The organism is Streptomyces sp. NPDC102462, assembly GCF_044765425.1.
Lineage (GTDB): Bacteria > Actinomycetota > Actinomycetes > Streptomycetales > Streptomycetaceae > Streptomyces.
This window is the reverse complement of sequence record NZ_JBIWKB010000010.1, coordinates 114,182-135,999: the sequence shown is the minus strand read 5'-3', so window position 1 is coordinate 135,999 and position 21,818 is coordinate 114,182. Positions and strand designations below refer to the sequence as shown.

At 74.3% G+C, this 21,818-nt stretch carries 19 protein-coding genes and 2 pseudogenes; 12 read left to right on the top strand and 9 right to left on the bottom strand.

The annotated features are described in order from the left end of the window. Positions 1–167: 167 nt before the first annotated feature. The 4 genes from ACIRFL_RS11935 (at position 168) to ACIRFL_RS11920 (ending at position 3,510) form a co-directional block, all read left to right on the top strand. Complete coding sequence (locus ACIRFL_RS11935) at positions 168–773, top strand: sulfite oxidase-like oxidoreductase (RefSeq protein WP_404026834.1); 606 nt, start codon at positions 168–170, stop codon at positions 771–773. Continuing rightward, the gene (locus ACIRFL_RS11930; RefSeq protein WP_404026831.1) at positions 766–1,521 is read left to right on the top strand and encodes a ferredoxin reductase; all 756 of its coding nucleotides are present in this window, start codon (positions 766–768) and stop codon (positions 1,519–1,521) included. The genes ACIRFL_RS11935 and ACIRFL_RS11930 overlap by 8 nt, the downstream gene beginning before the upstream one ends. 248 nt (positions 1,522–1,769) lie before the next feature. Further along, positions 1,770–2,354 (top strand): hypothetical protein, encoded by a 585-nt coding sequence (locus ACIRFL_RS11925; protein WP_404026829.1) that lies wholly within the window; start codon positions 1,770–1,772, stop codon positions 2,352–2,354. 187 nt (positions 2,355–2,541) lie between these two features. Next, the gene (locus ACIRFL_RS11920; RefSeq protein WP_404026827.1) at positions 2,542–3,510 is read left to right on the top strand and encodes an acetylxylan esterase; all 969 of its coding nucleotides are present in this window, start codon (positions 2,542–2,544) and stop codon (positions 3,508–3,510) included. A gap of 34 nt (positions 3,511–3,544) precedes the next feature. Here ACIRFL_RS11920 and ACIRFL_RS11915 read toward each other — a convergent pair whose 3' ends face one another. Continuing rightward, positions 3,545–4,270, bottom strand: coding sequence for a class I SAM-dependent methyltransferase (locus ACIRFL_RS11915; RefSeq protein ID WP_404026824.1), 726 nt, complete (start codon positions 4,268–4,270; stop codon positions 3,545–3,547). A 484-nt stretch (positions 4,271–4,754) separates the two neighbouring features. Between ACIRFL_RS11915 and rho the strand changes: the two genes are divergently transcribed. Next, positions 4,755–5,903, top strand: coding sequence for a transcription termination factor Rho (gene rho, locus ACIRFL_RS11910; RefSeq protein ID WP_404026822.1), 1,149 nt, complete (start codon positions 4,755–4,757; stop codon positions 5,901–5,903). A gap of 182 nt (positions 5,904–6,085) precedes the next feature. After that, positions 6,086–7,021: pseudogene (locus ACIRFL_RS11905) on the top strand (D-alanyl-D-alanine carboxypeptidase family protein); the annotation flags it as partial. A gap of 35 nt (positions 7,022–7,056) precedes the next feature. Here ACIRFL_RS11905 and ACIRFL_RS11900 read toward each other — a convergent pair. The 7 genes and pseudogenes from ACIRFL_RS11900 to ACIRFL_RS11870 form a co-directional block, all read right to left on the bottom strand. After that, entirely contained in the window at positions 7,057–8,424 is a 1,368-nt protein-coding gene (locus tag ACIRFL_RS11900; RefSeq protein ID WP_404026821.1) for a glycosyltransferase family 87 protein, read from the bottom strand. Then, the gene (mptB, locus tag ACIRFL_RS11895) at positions 8,421–9,815 is read right to left on the bottom strand and encodes a polyprenol phosphomannose-dependent alpha 1,6 mannosyltransferase MptB (protein WP_404026818.1); all 1,395 of its coding nucleotides are present in this window, start codon (positions 9,813–9,815) and stop codon (positions 8,421–8,423) included. The genes ACIRFL_RS11900 and mptB overlap by 4 nt, the downstream gene beginning before the upstream one ends. A gap of 113 nt (positions 9,816–9,928) precedes the next feature. Beyond that, positions 9,929–10,867 carry a glutaminase gene (locus ACIRFL_RS11890; protein WP_404026817.1) on the bottom strand — a complete coding sequence of 313 codons (939 nt, stop codon included), beginning with the start codon at positions 10,865–10,867 and terminating at the stop codon, positions 9,929–9,931. A gap of 36 nt (positions 10,868–10,903) precedes the next feature. Further along, positions 10,904–11,158 (bottom strand): annotated as a pseudogene (gene aspA / locus ACIRFL_RS11885) (aspartate ammonia-lyase); the annotation flags it as partial. A 27-nt stretch (positions 11,159–11,185) separates the two neighbouring features. After that, the gene (locus ACIRFL_RS11880) at positions 11,186–12,202 is read right to left on the bottom strand and encodes an asparaginase (RefSeq protein WP_404026815.1); all 1,017 of its coding nucleotides are present in this window, start codon (positions 12,200–12,202) and stop codon (positions 11,186–11,188) included. A gap of 169 nt (positions 12,203–12,371) precedes the next feature. Further along, complete coding sequence (locus ACIRFL_RS11875; protein ID WP_404026985.1) at positions 12,372–13,049, bottom strand: FadR/GntR family transcriptional regulator; 678 nt, start codon at positions 13,047–13,049, stop codon at positions 12,372–12,374. A gap of 711 nt (positions 13,050–13,760) precedes the next feature. Continuing rightward, positions 13,761–14,597, bottom strand: coding sequence for an undecaprenyl-diphosphate phosphatase (locus tag ACIRFL_RS11870; protein ID WP_404026813.1), 837 nt, complete (start codon positions 14,595–14,597; stop codon positions 13,761–13,763). Positions 14,598–14,968: 371 nt separating this feature from the next. Between ACIRFL_RS11870 and ACIRFL_RS11865 the strand changes: the two genes are divergently transcribed. From ACIRFL_RS11865 to ACIRFL_RS11850, 4 genes are all read left to right on the top strand, one after another. Continuing rightward, complete coding sequence (locus ACIRFL_RS11865) at positions 14,969–16,534, top strand: FtsX-like permease family protein (protein ID WP_404026812.1); 1,566 nt, start codon at positions 14,969–14,971, stop codon at positions 16,532–16,534. A gap of 92 nt (positions 16,535–16,626) precedes the next feature. Further along, positions 16,627–17,025, top strand: coding sequence for a MarR family winged helix-turn-helix transcriptional regulator (locus ACIRFL_RS11860; protein ID WP_404026811.1), 399 nt, complete (start codon positions 16,627–16,629; stop codon positions 17,023–17,025). A gap of 837 nt (positions 17,026–17,862) precedes the next feature. Continuing rightward, a complete protein-coding gene (locus tag ACIRFL_RS11855) occupies positions 17,863–18,822 on the top strand; it encodes an adenylyl-sulfate kinase (protein ID WP_404026809.1) in 960 nt (319 codons plus the stop codon). A 67-nt stretch (positions 18,823–18,889) separates the two neighbouring features. After that, positions 18,890–19,282 (top strand): SCO5389 family protein, encoded by a 393-nt coding sequence (locus tag ACIRFL_RS11850; protein ID WP_404026806.1) that lies wholly within the window; start codon positions 18,890–18,892, stop codon positions 19,280–19,282. A gap of 27 nt (positions 19,283–19,309) precedes the next feature. Here the strand turns inward: ACIRFL_RS11850 and ACIRFL_RS11845 are convergent, their stop codons facing one another. After that, entirely contained in the window at positions 19,310–20,278 is a 969-nt protein-coding gene (locus ACIRFL_RS11845; RefSeq protein ID WP_404026804.1) for a threo-3-hydroxy-L-aspartate ammonia-lyase, read from the bottom strand. Positions 20,279–20,576: 298 nt separating this feature from the next. Between ACIRFL_RS11845 and ACIRFL_RS11840 the strand changes: the two genes are divergently transcribed. Beyond that, a complete protein-coding gene (locus ACIRFL_RS11840) occupies positions 20,577–21,374 on the top strand; it encodes a thioesterase family protein (protein ID WP_404026802.1) in 798 nt (265 codons plus the stop codon). Positions 21,375–21,465: 91 nt separating this feature from the next. Beyond that, positions 21,466–21,732 (top strand): DUF1876 domain-containing protein, encoded by a 267-nt coding sequence (locus tag ACIRFL_RS11835; RefSeq protein WP_404026800.1) that lies wholly within the window; start codon positions 21,466–21,468, stop codon positions 21,730–21,732. The last annotated feature ends 86 nt before the right edge of the window (positions 21,733–21,818 follow it).

Here is a 21,818-nt window from a genome sequence, read left to right as displayed (position 1 = left end):
CTTCCTCACTCTCCTTGCGCTGTCACCGGCGTACCGGTGCCGGCACTCAGCGGCAAGGACGGGCGTGCGGCGGCTATTCCCCGTCCGGCGCGCCGTTCACGCGACCGCAATGTTCGGGGGACTGACCTGGGACGGAGCACGGCCGGCGGCGGCGTTACGGTTGCCTCATGAATGTCACCCGAGGCTTCACCGGGCGCCCGCGCGTCCTCGATCCCGGACTGCCGCCCGGCCAGTACGACGCGGGGGACGACTGGCCCGTGCTCTCCGCGGAGGTCACCCCGGAGCTGGCGCCGGCCGACTGGTCGTTCCGCGTGGACGGGCTGGTGGCCGAGCCGCACACCTGGGACTGGGACGCGGCACACACGCTGCCCGCGTCCGTGTACGAGGGTGACATCCACTGTGTGACCGGCTGGTCGAAGTTCGGGGTGCGGTTCGGCGGCGTGTCACTGGACTGCTTCCTCAGTGTGGTCCGGCCCCATGGGTCCGCGACCCATGCCGTCGCGTACTCGCACACGGGCTACACCACGAACCTGCCGCTCGCCGACCTCACCGGCGGGCGCGCCTGGATCGTCTGGGAGTACGACGGCATGCCGCTGGGGCCGGAGCACGGTGGCCCGGCGCGGCTGCTGGTGCCGCACCTGTACTTCTGGAAGAGCGCCAAGTGGATCGCCGGTCTCACCCTGCTCGACCACGACGAGCCCGGTTTCTGGGAGGGCAACGGCTACCACGCGCGCGGCAACCCCTGGGAGGAGCAGCGGTACTCCGGTGACTGAGACCTTCGCTTCCCGTACCCGTTTCGCGGTGCCCGGGCGCATCGTCGTCGGCCATCAGGCGGCGTCCATGTGGCAGACGGCCACCGTCACCGAGGTGCGGCGCGAGACCCCGCGCGCGGCCACCTTCCGGCTCGCGGTGCCGCACTGGGCGGGGCATCTGCCCGGCCAGCATCTGATGCTGCGGCTCACGGCCGGCGACGGCTATGTGGCGCAGCGCCACTATTCGATCGCGTCGGCGCCGGACGATTCCGGGCACATCGAGCTGACCCTGGACCACATCGAGGGCGGCGAGGTGTCCGGCTGGTTCCACACGGTGGCAAGGCCCGGGGACACGGTCGAGGTGCGCGGCCCGCTGAGCGGCTTCTTCGCCTGGCCGGGCGACCGTCCGGCGCTGCTGATCGGCGCCGGGTCCGGGGTCGTACCGCTGATGTCGATGGTCCGGCACCACCGGGCGCGCGGGCTCACCGTGCCGCTGCGGCTGCTGGTGTCCGCGCGCCGCCCCGAGGAACTGATCTACGCGCGGGAGCTGGGCGCCGAGACCACACCCGTGTTCACCCGGAGCGCACCGCGGGGTGTGCCGGTCGGACGTCTGGCGGCCACACATGTGGCGCCGCTCCTGGCCGAGCGGCCGCCTGGTGGGTGGGAAGCCTATGTGTGCGGCTCCAACGGGTTCGCCGAGCATGCCGCGCGGCTGCTCGTCGAGGCCGGTCAGCCGGTGGACCGCATCCGCATCGAGCGCTTCGGCTGAGGCGGGGGCCACTGCTTCTCGGACGGGTGCTGCTTCCGCGGACCGGTTCGGGGGCGCGTCCGCGGGTGCCGGGCGCCGTGGCGGGCTCCCTCACGACGACCGCACCGTCCCCTATGTGCGCGAGGTGAGCGAGCCGCACCGGACGGGGTACGAGAGCGGTGTGGACGCTCGCAGGTGTGCGCGGTGCGCGGGCAGCGGCGGCGCAGTGCCGTGCGCCGGCCGGCGCCGCTGATGGCGAGGAGGTCGGCATGCGGGTCCTGGTGCGCGGCCGGCACCGGCGTGGCAATCCGCTGCGGCGCCGGTCGGACGTCGTGGAGGCGTGGACGGCGCTGGGCGTCGCCGTGCTGCTGGCCGTGGGCGTGCCCCTGGCCGGGGTGTGGGCGGGACGGTGGGCGCACGACCAGGCCGCGGCGATCGCCGCGGCGCAGCGGGCCGACCGGCACCTCGTGCGCGCACGGGTGGTCGGGGGCACGGCCCTGCCGCTGCCCGGGACCGCGGACGGCCGGGCGGGCGCCCGCCGGGCCGTGGTGCGCTGGACGGAGCCCGGTGCCCGGGAGCGCACGGCCGTGACCCGCGTCCCGGCGGGCGCCCGCACCGGGCAGTTGGTGGACGTCTGGTTCGACTCCCGCGGGCGCGGCGTCGGCGCGCCGCCCGATGACACCGCGGTCCGGCAGCACGGCGTCGTCGTCGGCATGTGCACGGCGGGCGGGGCGGCGGCGGTGATCCTCCTCGGCCACGGGGCCGCGCGCCGTGTGGCGCTGCGCCACCGGCTGCTGGAGTGGGAACGGGAGTGGGCCCGCACCGGTCCGGACTGGAGCCGCGGCCGGACCTGAATCCGCGGGCCGCACCGACCGCGGGCCGGGCAGTCGGCCGTCGCCCGCAGCAAGCGGTTCCTGCGTCTTGACCAGCGGTTCGACGGCGGTCACGGGGCCGGCAGCGCGCGCACGGCTCTGGCGGTCGCCGCGGCCACGGACGTACGGTGTGATCACCCGCACTCACCCTTCACAAAGGCGGCTGCTGATGGCCCTGTTCGACCTACCGCTCGACGAACTCCGTGAGTACCGCAGCGCGTCCGCGGAGCCCGAGGACTTCGACGCCTTCTGGTCCAAGACGCTCCAGGAGGCGCGCGAGCACGACCTCGACGCCCGCTTCGAACCGGTCGACACGGGTCTGTCCACGGTGCGGGTGCACGACGTGACGTTCGCCGGGTACGGCGGCCATCCGGTCAAGGGCTGGCTGGTGCTGCCCGCCGACGCCGCCGAACCCCTGCCGCTGGTCGTGCAGTTCGTCGGCTACGGCGGCGGTCGAGGACTGCCGTACGAGCATCTGCTGTGGGCGTCGACGGGCCGTGCGCACTTCGTGATGGACACCCGCGGGCAGGGCAGCGGCTGGGGCGGCGGGGGCGGTACCGCCGATCCGGTGGGCGCGGAGCCCGCGTACCCGGGGTTCATGACCCGGGGCGTGGACGCGCCCGAGAACTACTACTACCGGCGGGTGTTCACGGACGCCGTGCGCGCGGTCGAGGCGGCCCGGTCGCATCCGCTGACGGACGCGTCCCGGACCGTGGCCGTCGGCGGCAGCCAGGGCGGTGGCATCACGCTCGCCGTGGGCGGACTGGTGCCCGACCTGGTGGCCGTCGCCCCGGACGTGCCGTTCCTGTGCGACTTCCCGCGTGCGACGAAGCTGACGGACCGTCACCCGTACCGGGAGATCGGCCTCTACCTCAAGACGCATCGCGGGCGCTCCGCCGATGTGCTGCGCACCCTGTCCTACTTCGACGGCGTGCACTTCGCGGCCCGCGGCCGGGCACCCGCCCTGTTCTCGGCCGCGCTGGAGGACCAGACCTGCCCGCCGTCCACGGTGTTCGCCGCGTACAACGCCTGGGCGCACGACGACAAGTCGATCGAGGTGTACGAGTTCAACGACCACGAGGGCGGCGGCCCGTTCCAGGACGCGGCGAAGGTGCGCTGGCTGCGCTCGTACGCCTGAGCGCGGGGCGCCGCGCTCAGGTTGTCCGGGGCGCTCAGGGCAGCCGCCGGGCCATGACCAGGCGGGCGCGGGGGCTGCCGTCGGCGCGATGGCCGAACTCGGGCAGGGCGTACAGCCGCGCGCCGAAGCCGGCACGCTCCAACTCGTCGAGCACGGTGCCGAGTCGGAAGGCCCGGTAGTACATGACGAACGGCGGGCGCCACACGGTGTTGCGCACCCGCATCACCGTGTCGAAGCCCAGCAGGATCCAGAACCAGGGGCTCGTGGGGCGGGGCGGGGCGAGCACCGGGAACGCGAAGCCGCCGCCCGGCCGCAGCACGGAGTGGACCTGCCGGAACAGTCCCGGCAGTTCGCGCGGCAGGAAGTGGCCGAACGCGCCGAAGCTCACGACCAGGTCGAAGGCGGAAGTGAACGGCAGGGCACGCGCGTCACCGCGCACCAGGTGGCGGCGCGGCCGGGCCGGGTGGGCCTGCCGGCCGGCCACGGCGAGCATGCCGGCGCTGAAGTCGACACCGGTGACGCTCCGCCGGCACACCCGCGCCAGCATCTGTGTCCCGGCGCCCGTGCCACAGCACAGGTCGAGCCCGTCGTCGAACGGGCCGAGCCGGCCGAGCGCCGTGGCCACGGCCTCCAGGATGTCGTCCGGGGTGCGGAAGGGGGTGTGGTCGAACTTCGGGGCGAGCAGGTCGTAGCCGCGCTCGACCGACGACAGCGCCTGGACGGCGAGCTCGCGCAGGCTGGGACCCTCGGGGCGGAACATGCGTTCAGCGTAGGGGCAGTCGCCGGTCCGGCGCCGCTCGCAGGGGTGCGCGCCGGCGCGGGTGCTCCTCCTCGCGGCGGGCGAGCGTGCCGCGTCCGGGCCGCCGTCACCCATGGCCTGGATCTCGGCCGACAGCTCATGACCGCCTCGCGGGCAGCCGCAGCCGCAGCCGCTTGGTGCCGGGACGTCGGCGCGCAGCGCGTGGTAGGGTCTAGGCAGCACTTGTGTACGCCCCGTCGTGGGCGCCGGTGTGGTTTCCTTCAGTTCTCTTCTGGGTTCGCCGATGTGGCCGCCGTCTTCCGGTCGGCGCGCCGGCTTCCCGCACACCTCGTCGGCAGTGGCCGTGGCCCTGCCCCCGCCGGGGTGTTGTCCGCCGCCAGGCGCTCTCGCGCGCCCTTTCCGCGGCCCTCTCCTCCCTTCCCTCGCCCTTCTCTTCCCTCACCCTCCTGATGCCGGGCCCCGCGTCCGCGAAAGGACCACCCCCATGACCATCGCACTCGAACATCCCCCGGTGCCGGCACAGCACGCGGCCGACCGGACCGTCGCCGGTGTCCTCGACATCGACGCGCAGGGCAAGGGCAGGCTGCGGTCCGAGGACTGCCTGCCCACGCCGTCCGACCCGCAGGTGCCGGCCGCGCTGATCGGCCGGCACGGCCTGCGCAAGGGCGACCTCGTCGAAGGGGTCCGCGGCCCGCAGCGCGCGCTCACCGCCGTCGGCCGCGTCAACGGCCGCGCGCCCGAAGAGCTGCGCGGCCGGCCCCACTTCCGCGACCTCACCCCGCTGCACCCGCACCGACGGCTCCGGCTCGAGCACCCCGCGTCCGGCCCGGCCGGCCGGGTCGTCGACCTGTTCACGCCCGTCGGCAAGGGCCAGCGCGGGCTCCTCGTGGCCCCGCCGAAGACCGGCAAGACCGTACTGCTCCAGCAGCTCGCCGCCGCCGTCGCCGGCAACCACCCCGAGTGCCGCCTCATGGTCGTACTCCTCGACGAGCGCCCCGAGGAGGTCACCGAGATGCGGCGCTCGGTGCGCGGCGAGGTGTATGCCTCGACCTTCGACCGCTCTCCCAAACAGCACATCGCGCTGGCGGAACTCGTGATCGAACGGGCCAAGCGGCTCGTCGAGGACGGCGCTGACGTCGTCGTCCTGCTCGACTCGCTGACCCGGCTGTGCCGGGCCCACAACAACGCGGCAGCCGGCAGCGGCCGCACCCTCAGCGGCGGCGTCGACGCGGCGGCGCTGCTCGGCCCCAAACGGTTCTTCGGCGCCGCCCGCCAGGCCGAGGAGGGCGGGTCGCTCACCATCCTCGCCACCGCGCTGGTGGAGACCGGCTCCCGCGCCGACGAGTTCTTCTTCGAGGAGCTGAAGAGCACCGGCAACATGGAGCTGCGCCTGGACCGGCAGCTCGCCGCGCGCCGCGTCTTCCCGGCCGTCGACCTGCCGGGCTCCGGCACCCGCCGCGAGGAACTTCTCCTGGCGCCCGCCGAGTTGACGACCGTACGCGGCCTGCGCCGGGCCCTGCGGGGCAGGGACGGCGGGCCGGCACACGTGGAGACCCTGCTGGAGCGGATGCGGGAGACCCCCGACAACGCGACGTTTCTGCGCCGCGTCCAGCCGACGCTGCCGTCCGGGTGAGCCGTCCGGCCGAACCTCCGGCGTGGCGGGCCGCCGGAATCGCCGGAATCGGAGTGCGTGTCCCGCGGCGGCCGACGTGCCGGCCGGGCATCCCGATTCTGCCGGACGGGCGTCCCGGTCCGCGCGGGGGACGGCGGGCCCGAGGCGCCCCGTGTGGGGCATCCGGGTTGCTCCGGGACTCCATGCGGCCCAGACAGCGCGCGCCACGGCACCTCCGTTCCTACGTTTCTCATATGGAAATCGGACCTTCTTCCCGGTTGGCCGTGTCGGCCTGCGCCCTCTGTGTGGCGGGCATGCTGACCCTCACGCCCACCGTGGCCGCCGCCCAGCCGAGCACCGCCGCCCCCGCGCCGCCGGGCGCGCCCCAAGCCGCGGTGCCCGAGCCCTCGGTCCTCTTCGGCGACGGCACCCAGGTCAGGCCGCACCGCGACGCGCCCGAACTGCCCGACCTCACCGCGCTGTCCTGGCTGGTCGCCGACGCCGGCACCGGCGAGGTGCTGGCCGCGCACGACGCGCACCGCAAGCTGCCGCCGGCCAGCACCCTGAAGACGCTGTTCGCCCTCACCGTGCTGCCGGTCCTGCCGGGCAGCACCCGGCACACGGTGACCGCGAAGGAACTGGCGGACATCGGGCCCGGCAGCAGCCTGGTCGGCGTCCAGGAAGGGGAGAGCTACGAGGTGTCCGACCTGTGGCGCGGCGTCTTCCTCAGTTCGGGCAACGACGCCGTGCATGTGCTGGCCTCGCTGGGCGGCGGCTTGGACGCCACGGTCGCCCGGATGCAGGCCAAGGCCCGCGCCCTGGGCGCCCGCGACACCCACGTCGTCTCGCCCGACGGCTACGACGCCCCCGGCCAGGTGTCCTCGGCGTTCGACCTGGCCGTATTCGGCCGGGCCGGACTGCGCAACCCCGACTTCGCCCGCTACTGCTCCACCGTGTCGGCCGGCTTCCCCGGCCTCGGCGGGTCGTACGGGATCGAGAACACCAACCGGCTGCTGACCGGCGAGGACGGCGTCGAGCGCTACCCCGGCCTGCTCGGCATCAAGAACGGCTACACCAGCGATGCCGGCAACACGCTGGTGGCCGCCGCCCACCAGGGCGACCGCACCCTCGTGGTGACCGTGCTCAATCCGCAGGAGGACGACGGCCTCACCGTCTACGAGGAGGCGCGCGCGCTGCTGGACTGGGGTTTCGCCGCGGCCGGGCGGGTCGACCCGGTCGGCTCGCTGGACGCGCTGCGGGACAGGCCGCGCCCGGCCGCGGCACCGTCCGCCGCGCCGTCCCCTGCTGCGGTCGCCGCCTCCGTGCCCGACACCGGCTCCGGCTGGTCGGAGACCGGTGTCATCGCGGGCGTGGCCGGGCTGGGCGCGGGCGCCGTGGCCCTGGCGCTGCGGGCCAAGAACCAGCGGGGAGCGCGGGACTGACCCGCCGGCAGGCCGAGCAGCAGGCCGAGCGTGATCCAGGTGTAGAGGTTGCTGCCCAGGAACCCGTCGACGCCGGAGGCGTCCTCGAACCACAGCCACACCACGCTGGTGCACAGCACCGCGTACAGGGCGCCCGCGATCCGCGGGTGCCCGGTGCGGACCAGCACCGCGAAGGAGGGCAGCAGCCACACCAGATGGTGCACCCAGGTGATCGGGCTGACCAGGCAGGCGACCAGGCCGGTGAGGGCGAAGGCCGCCGTCCACTCCCCGGCCGCGGCGGCCCGGCGGGCCCGCCACGCCCACACGCACAGCACCAGCAGCACCGCCGCCGCCCACAGCGGGCGGCCCGGCTCGCCGAGGCGGGCCAGCACGCCCTGCACCGACTGGTTGGAGACATAGTCGAGGCGCCCCACCCGGGTGGTGTCCCACAGCGCCTCGGTCCAGTAGAAGCGCGAGGCCCGCGGGTCCGCCCAGGCCGCGAGTGCGGTGGCGGCGAGGGCGACGGCCGTCGCGGTCGCGGCGGCCCGCCAGCGGCGGGTGAACAGCAGCAGACCGATGAAGACGGCGGGCGTCAGCTTGACGGCGGCGGCCAGGCCGATCCCCACGCCGGCCCAGCGGCCTCGGCCGGTGGCCAGCAAGCGTGCGTCGAGCAGGACCAGGGCCAGCAGCAGCAGGTTCACCTGGCCGAAGCTGAAGGTGTCGCGCAGCGGTTCGAACAGCGCCAGCAGGCACGCGAGCAGCGACCAGCCGAACCAGCCGTGACGCCGCCAGTCGGGCCCGGCCAGCAGGCGCAGCACGACGGCCAGCGCGCCGAGGTTGAGCAGCAGACAGACCGCGATGGCGGTGTGCAGTCCCAGCAGGGCCATCGGCAGCATGGCGAGGGCCGCGAACGGCGGGTAGGTGAAGCCGTACGTCGTACCGGGGACCCGGTAGTCGTAGAGCCCGCCGCCGTGGTGGACCCAGGTGTCGACGGCCCCCTGGTAGACGCGCAGGTCGAAGAAGTCGCGCAGCAGCGGCACGGTGGCCGTGAACGCGGTCACGGCGGCGGCGAGGACCAGGACCAGCAGCAGCCGGCCCCGTCCGGTGTGCGGCGGCCTCATGCGGCCCGGCCCAGCGCCGGGGCCTGCGCGGCCTGGCGGGCCTGCCACAGCACCACCACGGCGAGCACACCGCCGGAGACGGCGAGCACCAGTTGCCCGGTGTCGGCGGGGGCGCCGCTGGGCAGTACGGCCAGGGCGAGCAGGGCCGTCACCGCGGCCACCCGGTGCCGTACCGAGGTGCTGGGCGCGGCGGCCGCGATCAGGAACAGACCCCACAGGGCGTACCAGGGGCGGATCGCCGGGCCGAAGGCGGCGACCGCGGCGAGGCTCAGACCGAGCGCGTACACCGGGCGCGGGCGCAGCCGCAGCCAGATGACCAGGACGGCGACGGCGGTGGCGGCGAGGCCGAGCGCATGCCAGAAGGGGACGGCCAGCGGCGCCAGATCGCTGCCGAGGTGGGCGAGCAGCGCGCCGGTGGCCCGGCCCAGCAGGCTGGTGAGCGCCCAGTTGTGCGAGGAGACCGGGGTGTCGAGGGCGCCTATCCAGCCGTAACCCGTGCCGGCCACGGCCGTCGCGACGACCGTGGTCGCCGCGGCCGCGGCCGCCGTGGTCAGCAGGGCACGCAGCGGGCCACGGCCGGCGCGTGCCTGGAGCGCCACGACGGCGAGCAGGCCGAGCGCGGCGGGCGCCTTGACCAGGGCGGCCAGCGTGACCAGGACGGCCCCGACGGCGGGCCACCGGCCGAGCGCCGCGACCAGGCCGGCACCGAGCAGACCGAGCATGATCGCGTCATTGTGGGCGCCCGCGACCAGATGCAGCAGGACCAGCGGGTTGAGGGCGCCCAGCCACAGCGCGGCGGCCGGGTCGGCGCCGCTGTGCCGGGCGAGCCGGGGCAGCGCCGCCGCCATCAGCGCGACACCGAGGAGCGCCACGACGCGCATGCCGACGAGCCCGGCGGGCAGTTCACCGCGGGTCGCACCGGACAGGGCCGAGGCGACGGCGAGGAAGGCCGGGCCGTAGGGGGCCGCGGTGTTCTGCCACACGGGGGCGACCTCGTCGGCGAGCGGCCCGCCGAGCTGTGCGGGCCCGTACGCGTAGACGTCCATGTGGGCGTCGACCATGGCGCCCTGCGCGAGATAGCTGTAGACGTCCCGGCTGAACAGCGGCGGTGCGAGCAGCAGCGGGCTCGCCCAGGTCACGAGGACCAGCAGCAGGGCGCGCGGGCCGGGCGGTTCGGGGCCGCGGACGACCCGGCCGAGCAGCGCCCAGGCCGCGATCAGCAGGACGACGCCGAAGTACACCCCGACCAGGCCGAGGGCCGCCCTCGCCGATGCGGGGGCCACGAGTTCCTGGACGGGCAGGGCTCCGGCGCTCTCACCGCCCAGCGCGAGGAAGGCGGTACCGGCCAGGCCGAGCATCTGGCAGCGGCGGAGATCGACGGGAAAAGCCATGGCCAACACTGGGCAAGCGTGTCAACGCCGGGTGGCCGCGAGGCGACGGGCCACTCACCGGTGGGAGACCTGCTCGTGACCGGCGTGTGACCGGGGCCGCGCTCCGTGCCGGTTCAGAAGACGGACAGCCCGGTGAGCGTGGTGAAACGGTCGAGGGCCGCCACCCCCGCCACGGAGTTGCCGCGCTCGTCGAGGCCCGGGCTCCATACGCACAGGGCGCACCGGCCCGGCACGACTGCGATGATCCCGCCGCCCACGCCGCTCTTGCCGGGCAGGCCCACCCGGTAGGCGAAGTCGCCCGCCGCGTCGTAGGTGCCGCAGGTCAGCATGATCGCGTTGATCTGTTTGGCCTGGCTGCGGGTGAGCAGCCGGGTGCCGTCGGCGCGGACGCCGTGCCGGGCCAGGAAGGTGGTGGCGAGGGCGAGGTCGGCGCAGGACGCGGCGACGGAGCACTGCCGGAAGTACTGGTCGAGCAGGACGGGGACCGGGTTGTCGATGTTGCGGTAGGCGGCCATGAAGTGGGCGAGGGCCGCGTTGCGGTCGCCGTGCGCGCTCTCGGAGGCGGCGACCTCCAGGTCGAAGTCCAGGTCCGGGTTGCCGCTCTCGGCGCGCAGGAAGGCCAGCAGTTCGCCGGCCGCGTCCCCGGTGCGGGTCTGGAGCCGGTCGGTGACGACGAGGGCGCCCGCGTTGATGAACGGGTTGCGCGGGATGCCGTTCTCGTACTCCAGCTGCACCAGGGAGTTGAAGGGGTTGCCGGAGGGCTCGCGGCCGACGTGCTCCCACAGTGCGTCGCCCTCGCGGGACAGATCGAGGGCGAGCGTGAACACCTTGGTGAGGGACTGCGCCGAGAACGGCCGGCGCCACTCCCCCACCCCGTACACCGTCCCGTCCGGTTCGGCGACGGCCATGCCGAAGCTGCGCGGGTCGCGGGCCGCGAGCGCCGGGATGTAGTCGGCGGGGCGCCCGCGGCCCGGGGTGCGTTCGATCTCCTCGGCGATGCGCTCCAGGACCGGCAGGAAGGCGGGTGACGACGTCGTTGCCATGATCGCCATTGTGCCGCCGGAGGGGTCCGGGTGCGCCGCCGAGGGTCAGGCGGTGCGTGCGCCGTGGCCCGCGACGGTCTCGGGGCGCAGCAGTCCGGCCAGGGTCGCGGCGGGCAACAGGCCCTTCTCCAGGACGAGTTCGGCCACGCCACGGCCGGTGGCCGGGGCCTCCTTGGCGATGTCGGTGGCGGCCGTTTGGCCGATGTGCGGGTTGAGCGCGGTGACCAGGCCGATGGAGTTCTCCACGTTCTCGCGCAGCTCCTCGGTGTTCGCGGTGACACCGGCGACGCAGCGCTCGGCGCAGGGGCGTTCGCCCGGGGCGGGGTGTCAGGCGCGGGCCGGCAGGGGCCGGGGGGCGAGCGCGGGCACCGGGCGTACGCGGCCGACCGGTGTCCCGCCGCCGAGTTGGGGCTCGCCCGCGAACCGGGTGAGCAGCGCCGGGTCGACCCCGGCCAGGGCCAGGGCCGCCGCGGCGACCGGGATCCGGGCCCGGGACGCGCCGTCGGCGATCTTGACGGCGATCGCGCGTCCGTCCGGCAGCGCGGCGACCTCGACCCCCTCGAAGCCGTCCTTGGCGAGCAGCCCGGGCACGGCCCGCATCAGCGCGGCCACGTCCCGCCCGGACCCGGAGGCCATCTCGGGGTGCTCGCGCATCGCGTCGGCGACGCGCGCCTCGGGCGTGCCGGGCGCGGCGGTGGCGATCCGGGCGGCGGCGCGGGCCAGTCCACGCAGGGAGACGGCGAACAGCGGGGCGCCGCACCCGTCGACCGTGACCCGGGCGATGCGCTGCCCGGTCAGGTCCTCGACGGTCTCGGCGATCGTCTGCTGGAGCGGGTGGGCCGGGTCCAGGTAGTCAGGCAGGGACCAGCCGTTGACGCGCGCGGTGTGGAGCATCGCCGCGTGCTTGCCTGAGCAGTTCTGGGCGAGCCGCGAGGGCGGTCGTCCCTCGCGCACCCAGGTGTCCCGGACGACGGGGTCGTACGGCATGTCCGGCACGTTGCGCAGGTCGTCCTCGGTGAGACCGGCCCGTTCGAGGATCCGCCGGGCACCGGCGAGATGGCGCTGCTCGCCGGAGTGGCTGGCCGCGGCCAGCGAGAGCAGGGCGCCGTCGAGCGGCAGCCCGGCCCGCACCATGGCCACGGCCTGGACGGGCTTGACGGCCGAGCGCGGATAGAACGCGGCCTCGATGTCGCCGAGTTGGAAAAGGACCTCGCCGTCGGGGCCGAGCACGACGACGGAACCGTGGTGGATGCCCTCGATGACCCCGCCGCGCAGGACGTGGGCGACGGGGACGTGGAGGGGTGCGCGGACGACGGGCGCGTCCGCGGGCGAACTGGTGTGCATCACTGCCTGGTCATGGGTGAGTCGGGACGAAGCGGCGCGGGTTTCCCGCGTCGGCTCCGATGGACGTGCGCGCCGTCCGGCCGCGGAGGGCGTACGAGCCCGCCACGGGGCCTGCGACGATCGGCGGCGGGCAGGGCGCGGGTGTGGCCCGTCTTGGGGAACCGCTCGCTCACGCCTCGGGTCCGCCTTCCGTGGGGAGGTCGGCGCGACCGCGGCGCACGATGTCGGTGAGGGTGTTCTCGACGCGGTCCAGATGGTGGGACATGGCGTCCACCGCGTCGCGCTCGGAGCCGTCGGTCAGCGCCTCGACGATCGCCCGGTGCTCGCGGTTGGACTGCTCGCGCCGGCCGCCGAGTTCGTTGAGGAACGCGGACTGGCGGGCCAGCGCGTCCCGGATCTCCTCGATGACCCGGCGGAAGACGGGGTTCTGGGCGGCCTCGGCCACCGCGAGGTGGAAGAGGGTGTCCATGGCGACCCAGGCGGTGGTGTCCGTCTCCCGTTCCATGCGGTCGAGGAGGTGCGCGAGGTGGTCCAGGTTCTCCGGGGTGCGGCGCACGGCCGCGTATCCGGCGACCGGGATCTCCACGTGCCGGCGGACCTCCAGCAGATCGCTGGCCGCGTAGTCGCCGAAGGTGGGGTCCTCGACGGCGTTCGCGACGACGAAGGTGCCCTTGCCGGTCCGGGAGACCGTGAGGCCCATCGTCTGCAGCGCCCGCAGGGCCTCGCGGAGCACGGGCCGGGAGACTTCGAGCGTGCGGCACAGCTCCGCCTCGGAGGGGAGCTTGTCGCCTATCGCGTAGGTGCCGCGCTCGATGGCGCCGCGGAGGTGGGCGAGCACCGCTTCCATCGCGCTGACGCGCCGCGGGGCCGGTCCACCTGTCTGGCTGTCTGACAGGTTCACGGGAGAGATGGTCCGGGTGACACCGGCGAAATGTCAAGGCCACCGGTTCCCTCCGGGGGTGGGGCCGTTCTTGGCTGGGCTCACGGTTCCTCCCGGCCTGACTCCGTCGGGTCGGTGCGGGCGGTCGCTGTAGTGCGGCAGGGTGGTGGCCGGGTGCGGGTCTCGGCGTGGCTGAGCGCGCAGTTCCCCGCGGCCTGACTCCGTCGGGTTGGCCCCGGGCGGGCGGTCGCCGTAGCGCGGCAGGCTCGTGGCCGGGTGCGGGACCCGTCGTGGCTGAGCGCGCAGTTCCCCGCGGCCTGACTCCGTCGGGTTGGCCGGGGGCGGCCGTTCGCCGTAGTGCGACAGGGTGGTGGCCGGGTGCAGGCACCGTCGTGGCCGAGCGCGCAGTTCCCCGCGCCCCCTACGGGGCCACCTGACTCCGTCGGATCACCCCCGGGCGGGCGCACGCCGTAGTGCGACAGGCTCGTGGCCGGGTGCGGGACCCGTCGTGGCCGAGCGCGCAGTTCCCCGCGCCCCCTTCGGGGCCACCTGACGCCGTCGGGTTGGCCCGGGGCGGGGGGTGCGGGCCTCGTCGTGGCAGGTCGGGGAGGGGCCGGCGGGCCCGGCCCGGCGGGGCCATGGGCCCCGCGCTTGGCTGGTCGTGCGGGCCCTGGGGGGTCAGCTGCCGAGTACGCCTGTGGCCAGCAGGCCGAAGAGGACTACGCCGATGACGATGCGGTAGAGCACGAACGCGTTGAAGGAGTGCCGGGCGACGAACTTCAGCAGCCAGGCGATGGAGGCGTAGGCGACGCCGAAGGAGACCACCGTGCCGATGGCGAGGGGGGCGGCGCCCACGCCGGCGCCCAGGGCGTCCTTCAGTTCGTACAGGCCGGCGCCGGTCAGGGCCGGAATGCCGAGGAAGAAGGACAGACGGGTGGCGGCGACCCGGTCCAGGTCGAGGATGAGCGCCGTGGACATCGTGGCACCGGAGCGGGAGAAGCCGGGGAAGAGCAGGGCGAGGATCTGCGAGCAGCCGACCAGCATCGCGTCCTTGAATGAGGTGTCGTCCTCGCCACGCTTGTGCCGGCCCATCTGGTCGGCGGCCCACATGACGCCGCTGCCGACGATCAGCGAGCCGGCGACCACCCACAGCGAGCCGAGCGGGCCGTCGATCAGCGGCTTGGCGGCCAGACCCACGACGACGATGGGGATCGTGGCGTAGATCACCCACCAGGCGAACTTGTAGTCGTGGTGCACACGCTCCTCGCGGTCGCGCAGACCGCGGCCCCAGGCCGAGACGATCCGCACGATGTCCTTGAAGAAGTACACGAACACGGCGGCGATGGCGCCGACCTGGATGACGGCGGAGAACCCGACGACGGACTTGTCGTCGACCGGGATGTCCATGAGCCCTTCGGCGATCTTCAGGTGGCCGGTGGAGGACACGGGAAGGAACTCGGTCACCCCCTCGACGACTCCGAGGACGACGGCCTGACCGACGGAGATGGCGCTCATGGGATCCAGTTCTGAGGAAGATGGTTGGTCGACAGTGCTGTAGACAGTCTTACTACGCCCGGACGTACCGCAAGCACCCGCACCGGTACGGCCGGCCGGCCGTCGACGGCCCGGGACGGTGCGGCCTGCGGTGTGCGCCGCACGAGCGCCCTGCGAGAGGGTGGGGTCGGGCCGCGACCCCACCGTACGGGCGGCCGAACGGCACGGCCCCGCACCGGGCCCGGCACCGGCGGGCCCCTCGCCGGTTCACAACGACTTCTTACTCTTCACGCCCGTATCGTCCGGCTTTGTCGAACCCAGGGCATGGGCGTGTCACCGACACGGCGCCCCCAAGTCCCCGACGTCAGGCCCGGGCGTACACGCCGTACCTGATGGCCTTTGGCGTTCTCGGCCTCGTGGTGGCGGTGCTGATCGTCGCCAATGTGGTGGGCGGTGCGGTGGTCTCCGGTTTCCGGCACATCGGCATCCTCAAGGCGGTGGGCTTCACTCCGGGACAGGTGCTGGCGGTGTACCTGGTGATGGTCTCCGTACCAGCGGCGGCGGGCTGCGCACTGGGCACGGTCGCCGGCAACCTGCTGGCCCGCCCCCTCCTCCAGTTCGTGTTCACCGGGCCGGACGCGGGCGTGTTCCATGACGACGTCGGCGTCGCGGCGTGGGTGAACGCGGTGACGCCGGCCGGCCTGCTGCTGGTCTGCGTGCTCGCCGCGCTCGCCCCCGCGCTGCGCGCCCGCGGGCTGTCCGCGGCGCGGGCGATCAGCGCGGGCAGCGCGCCGCGGGCCGGTCGTGCGCTCGCCCTGCAGCGGTGCCTCGCGGGCACCCGGCTGCCCCGGTCGGTGAGCCTCGGGGCGGGACTGCCGTTCACCCGGCCCGGCCGCAGCGCGCTCACCCTCGCCGCCGTGGTGCTGGGCGTGACCACCGTGACCTTCGCGACCGGGCTGGCCATGACGATGACCCGGTTCGCAGGCGCGGGCCGGGACGCGTACGACGTCACGGTGTACGCGAGCAACGTCCGGGACGGCAAGGAGATCCAGCCGGTGCACGCCGACCGTGACCTGCAGGCGCTGCTGGCCTCGTTGCCGGGCGCGAGCCGCGCCACGGCCCGGGGCGACCTGGAGGTGGTGATCGCCGGTTCGTCCCGGAAGGTCGTGCTGGAGGGCCGCCGGGGCGACATGGAACTCGGCGCGGTGCTCACCCGGGGCCGCTGGGTGCGCGGGAGCGGGGAGGTCGTGGCGGGTTCGGCCTTCCTGCGGCAGAACGGGCTGCGGGTCGGGGACCGGCTGCGGCTGCAGAAGGGTGCACGCCTGGAAGAGACGACCATCGTCGGCGAGTTCATGATGGACGATCCGCGGCTGGTCGCCGGCGACTGGCGGACCATGACGGCCCTGTCCCCGGACGAGAAGCCCATCGCCTATCACGTCAAGCTGCGCGCCGGCGCGGATCCGGCCGCCTACGTCCGTGCGGCGCGGGCCGTCGATCCGGGGATCGATCCGGTGCAAAACGGCCCGAACAACGTCACCCGCACCATCGTCGGCTCCGCCGGTGCGCTGACCCTGATGCTTGCCGTGGTCGCCTCCCTCGGTGTCTTCAACACCGTCGTCCTCAACACCCACGACCGGCGCCGCGACCTCGGCATGCTCAAGTCGATCGGCATGACGCCACGGCAGGTCACGGTGATGACGGTGACCTCCATGGCGGTGCTGGGCGCGTTCGGCTCGCTGCTCGGGATACCGCTGGGCGTGGCCGGATACGAACTGGTCGTGCCGCGGATGGCGGGCGCCGTGGACATCACGCTGCCCTCGGCGATGACGGACGTCTGGCAGGCGCCGGACCTCGCCGCACTTGCCTGTGTCGGGGTCGTCATCGCGCTGCTCGGCGCGGTGGTGCCGGCGCGGCGGGCGGCTCGGCTGACCGTCGCGCAGGTGCTGCACGGTGAATGACGGCGAATGCGGCCAAGGGGCCGGCCCCGGCGGCATGCGTCCGCACTAGTTGCATACTCAACAATTGGCCGGATCGGTGTTACCGTGCGGGTATGGCAGTCAAGACGGCCGAGGCCCGGCTGGAGGATCGCTGGCGGGACATCCTGTCGGTCCACGCACGCACGATGTGCGAGATCGACCGGGCCCTGCACCCGTACGGCCTGGGCGCGAGCGACTTCGAGGTGCTGGACATCCTGGCCGCCGCGTCGCCCCGGGAGGGCGACCAGTGCCGGGTGCAGAACCTGGTCGGGCGCGTGCATCTCAGCCAGAGCGCGCTGTCCCGGCTGATCGGGCGGCTGGAGAAGGACGGTCTGGTGGAGCGCTCGGTGTGCGCGGAGGACCGGCGCGGTGTGTGGGTCGCGCTCACCCGCAAGGGCCGCGACCTGCACACCGAGGTGCTGCCGCGGCAACGGGCGGTGCTGGCCCGGATGCTGACCGATCCGGCGGGCTAGGCCCGGCCACGGCAGACAGGACCCCACCGGCCGGCCGAGCCCTGCGCACCGGCCGCTGACGCGGGGTCGGTCGGCGGGTTCGAGGCGCCGGTGCGGGTGCCGGCGCTGCGGCGGCCCGGGTGACGGACCGGCCCGGCGGTGCCCCTGCGTGCGCCCGCTACCGGCAGACGCGACCCGCCGGCCGCGCGCCCGGTGCCGTCCGCCAGCAGGCAGCCGGACGCGGCGCACGGCTGTCCGGCACGGGGCTGCGGGCCACGTACGTCAAAACCCCGCCGGGGCCGGGTCCCCGACACGGTGGTCCGTCGCCCACGTGACGTCCGGGGCCGCCGCCGAGACCGGTGCGCACGCCGGGACCCGTACACCCATCGAGTGCGCGGCGCGGACCGGGCCGCGACCGGCGCGAAGCCGTCACCGGCCAGAGGGCCGTCCCAACTCCCAAGGCGCGTAGCGGCGGCATGGTCGGCTCCGTCCGTCGGGAGCGCGCCGGGCAGCGGGGTCCATACGGTCCGGCGCCCGGGCACGACCACACGCCGAGCCGGGCGCGAGCGGCCCCCGGTCACGCCGACCGCCAGTGCGGACGGCGCACTCCCGGTGCCGTGGTCGTTCTGTGCGTCTACCAAGAACCTCTGCCGCCGCCGCCCGCTTGCGCCGCGGCGCGCGCCGTCGCGCCCTGCGGCGGGCCGGACCTCTCAGCGGGGCTCGGTCCGGCCCGGTGGGCGCCGGGTCTCCTCAACTGGGCTCCTCCGCAACCCGGTTGGCCCCGGTCGATTTGACAGCCGCTCCGCGCCCACAGCACGCTACGCTCATGAATTCCATTTCCAATAGGAACGGCTAGACATGCGCGTGGCATTCGTCGGCAAGGGCGGCAGCGGCAAGACCACCCTGTCGGCCCTCTTCTCCCGCCGTCTGGCCCACTCCGGCGCGCCGGTCGTGGCCATCGACGGCGACATCAACCAGCACCTGGCCCACGCCCTGGGCCTCGCCGAGGAGGAACGCCTCGCGGTACCGCCGCTGAGCGCGCGCACCGGCGAGATCAAGGACTATCTGCGGGGCACGAATCCGCGGATCCCCTCGCGCGACGCCATGGTCAAGACGACCCCGCCCGGCCGCGGCTCGCGGCTGCTGCGGCCGCTCGGGGACGACGAGATCCACTCCCGTCATCTCCAGGTCGTCGGCGGCGTACCGCTCATGGTCACCGGCGCGTTCGACGAGAGCGACCTCGGCGTGGCCTGCTACCACTCGAAGCTGGGCGCGGTCGAGCTGTATCTCAACCATCTGGTGGACGGGCCCGGCGAGTACGTCGTGGTCGACATGACGGCGGGCGCCGACGCCTTCGCCTCGGGCCTGTTCACCCGGTTCGACCTCACCTTCGTGGTGGTCGAACCCACGCGCAAGAGCGTCTCGGTGCTCCGCCAGTACCGGGAGCACGCGGCCGAGTTCGGCATCCCGGTCGCCGTGGTCGGCAACAAGGTCACGGACGCGGCAGACCTGGACTTCCTGCGCCGGCACGTCGGCGAAGGACTGCTCGCGCACTGCGAGGTGTCGCCCTTCGTACGCGCCCAGGAGCAGGGCCGCGGCCAGGGGACGCTGGAGCGGCACAACGCCGACGCCCTGGACCGGCTGCGCGCCGCCGTGGACGCCCGTCCCAAGGACTGGACGGCCTTCCAGCGGCACGCCGTCGACTTCCATCTGCGCAACGCCGCCGCCTGGGCCGACGCCGCCACCGGCCATCGCCTGGCCGACCAGATCGACCCGGAGTTCGAGCACGGCCCGGCGGCCCTCGGGGCGCTCGTCTGACCCGGCCCGCCAGGACCGGCCCCTCGCAGCACCGCAGATACACCAACCCCACAGAACAGGACACCTCATGTCGCTCGACGTCTCCCCGCAGCTGCTCGCCGAAGCCGAGAACGGCGACGTACGGGAGGAGGACTTCGTGGCAACCGTCCGCGCCTCCCTGCCGTACGCCTATGACCTCATCGCCCGACTGACCGCCGAACTGCAGGGCGGTACCGCGGAGTTCGCGGACAACCAGACTCCGCCGCCCTCGGAGCGGGAGCGCGGGCAGCTGCTGCGGGCACTGTCCAGTGACGCCATCCGTGGCTGCCTGGAGCGCCACTTCGGCGTCGCCCTGGCGTTCCAGAACTGCCACCGCGTCGCGGTCTTCCGGCCCGGGGCCCGCGGCGGGGCGGTCCACAGCCGCTTCACCTCGCCGCGCGCCCAGGTCCTCAACCAGTCACCGGAGCTGCGCGACTGCTGAGCCGGCAGGGGGCCGGGCCGTCCCTGGTCAGCCGTCGAGGAGTTCGGTGAACCGCCGGACGTCGATGTTCCCGCCGGAGACGATGACGCCGACCCGGCGGGGAAGCGGCTCGACCCGGTGCGCGAGCAGTGCGGCCAGGGCGCTCGCGCCGCTCGGCTCGACCACGGTCTTCATCCGCTCGAAGGCGAACCGCATCGCCTCCCTGATCTGGTCGTCGCTCACCAGCGCGATGCCGTCCAGCAGGCGCCGGTTGAGGGCGAAGGTGAGTTCGCCGGGGATCTCCGCTGCCTGGCCGTCGGCGATGGTGCGGGGCACCGGGACGGCGATGCGCCGGCCGGCCTCCAGGGACCGCCTGGTGTCGTCGCCGGTCTCCGGCTCCACCCCGACGACCCTGATCCCGGGGAGCAGCGCGGTGGCCGCCACCGCGCTGCCCGCGATCAGCCCGCCGCCCCCGACCGGCACCACCAGCGCATCCAACTCCCCCACTTCCTCGATGAGTTCGAGGGCCGCCGTGCCCTGTCCCGCGATGATGTGCGGATGCTCGTACGGCGGCACGAGCGCCAGAGCGCGCTCCGCGGCGAGCGCCTGCCCGATCGCCACCCGGTCGCCGGTGTACCGGTCGTAGGTGACGATCTCGGCGCCGTAGCCCGCGGTCGCCTCGCGCTTGGAGCGCGGGGCGTCCTCGGGCATCACGATCACCGCGGTGGTGCCCAGCTCACGGGCGGCCAGCGCGACGGCCTGCGCGTGGTTGCCGGAGGAGTAGGCGGCGACGCCCTTGGCGAGCCGGTCCGCGGGCAGCCGGGAGACGGCGTTGTAGGCGCCGCGGAACTTGAACGCGCCGGCGCGCTGGTGGTTCTCGCACTTCACATGGACCTCGGCGCCGACGAGCCGGTCCAGGGTGCGTGAGCGCAGCACGGGGGTGCGGTGGGCCACCCCGGCGAGCCGGGCCGCGGCGTCCCGGACGTCCTGGAGGGTGACGGGCATCCGGCCGGGCATGTGCGTCCTCCGTTCTGTGCGGGGCGTCGGGACGCCGGTGCGCCAGGCCCCGTCCACGGGAGAACCCTGCACCGCGGTGCCCCGCCCGGGCAATGCCCGCCCGCACCGGTGCCGAGACCGCGCCGCCCGGGGCCGTACTCGGCCGGCCTGCGCACCCCGGGGTACGCGCCGCTCGTCGCGGCGGTCACCATAGGGTTCGACCGATGTCCGGCCGGCGCACCATCGTGGGCGTGGGCTCGGCACCGCCGTCCATGTGGCCTGCTCGACGCCCTGCGAGCGGCCCGGGAAGAGGAGTCCGTTGAACACCGGCAGCTACTACGAGCGCATCGACGAGCACCGCTTCAAGCCCACCCCGCACGCGAGCGGCGCCTGGGGCCCCGACGAGCAGCACTTCAGCCCGCTCGGCGGGCTCGTCGTGCACGCCGTCGACGAGTATCTGGCCGGGCGCCCGGACACCGGCCTGGTTCCGGCCCGGATCAGCTACGACATCCTCGGGCGTCCGGCGCTCGACGAGTGCGAGATCCAGGTGGAGAGCGTACGCCCCGGCCGCACGATCGAACTGCTCGAAGCCGTCGTCCTGATCGCGGGCCGCCCGGTGGTCCGGGCCCGCCTGTGGCTGCTGGCCGGCCTGGACACCACGGGTGTGACCGGCGGCGCACCCGACCGGCTCCCCGCGCCGGACGAGTGCGACCGGTGGGCGATGAGCGAGCTGTGGCCCGGCGGCTACATCGCCTCCCTGGACGTCCGCACCGTCACCCCGCCCCGGCCGGGCCGCACCACCGCCTGGGTCACCACGGACCTCGACCTGGTGGCCGGCGAGCGGGCCAGCTCTCTCGCCCGGTACGTCACCCTCGTCGACACGGCCAACGGCATCGCCGTACGCCAGCCGCCCACGGCCTGGATGTTCCCCAACGTGGACCTGACCCTCCATCTGCACCGCCGCCCCGCGGGCCGCTGGGCCGGCCTCGACACGACGGTCGTCTTCGGCCCCACCGGGCAGGGGCTGACCAGCACGGTCCTGCACGACGCCGAAGGACCGGTCGGCCAGGCCCAGCAGATCCTCACCGTCCGCCCCCTGCCCGACCACGACAGCTGACCGCCCGGCGGCGCGGAAAGGGCCGTTCGGCACTGGACCCGGGTCGTGCAGGCGCGACAGCGTAGACGGGGAGAGGGCTGTTTCGCGGGAGGTGGACGCGGTGGAAGCCAAGCAGTGGACCGTGCAGATCTACATCACCGAGGAGGGTGACGACACGCACGCGCGTGCCGTGCTGACCACCCGGGACACGTCCCGCCTGACCGGGCGGGGCCTCGCCCGGCGCAATCCGGTCGACCGGCCGATCCCGGAGGTCGGCGACGAACTGGCCGCCAGCCGGGCCCTTGAGGACCTTGCCGTACGGCTGCACGACGTGGCCGCCGACGACATCGTGCAGATGGCCGGGCCCGTCCACCGCTGACGCCACCGGGTGCCGGGCACATGGGCGCCCCCAGCGGTCCGCGGACAGCGGCGCCGGCGCGTGGGCGCCCCGGCGCGTGCGCGGGT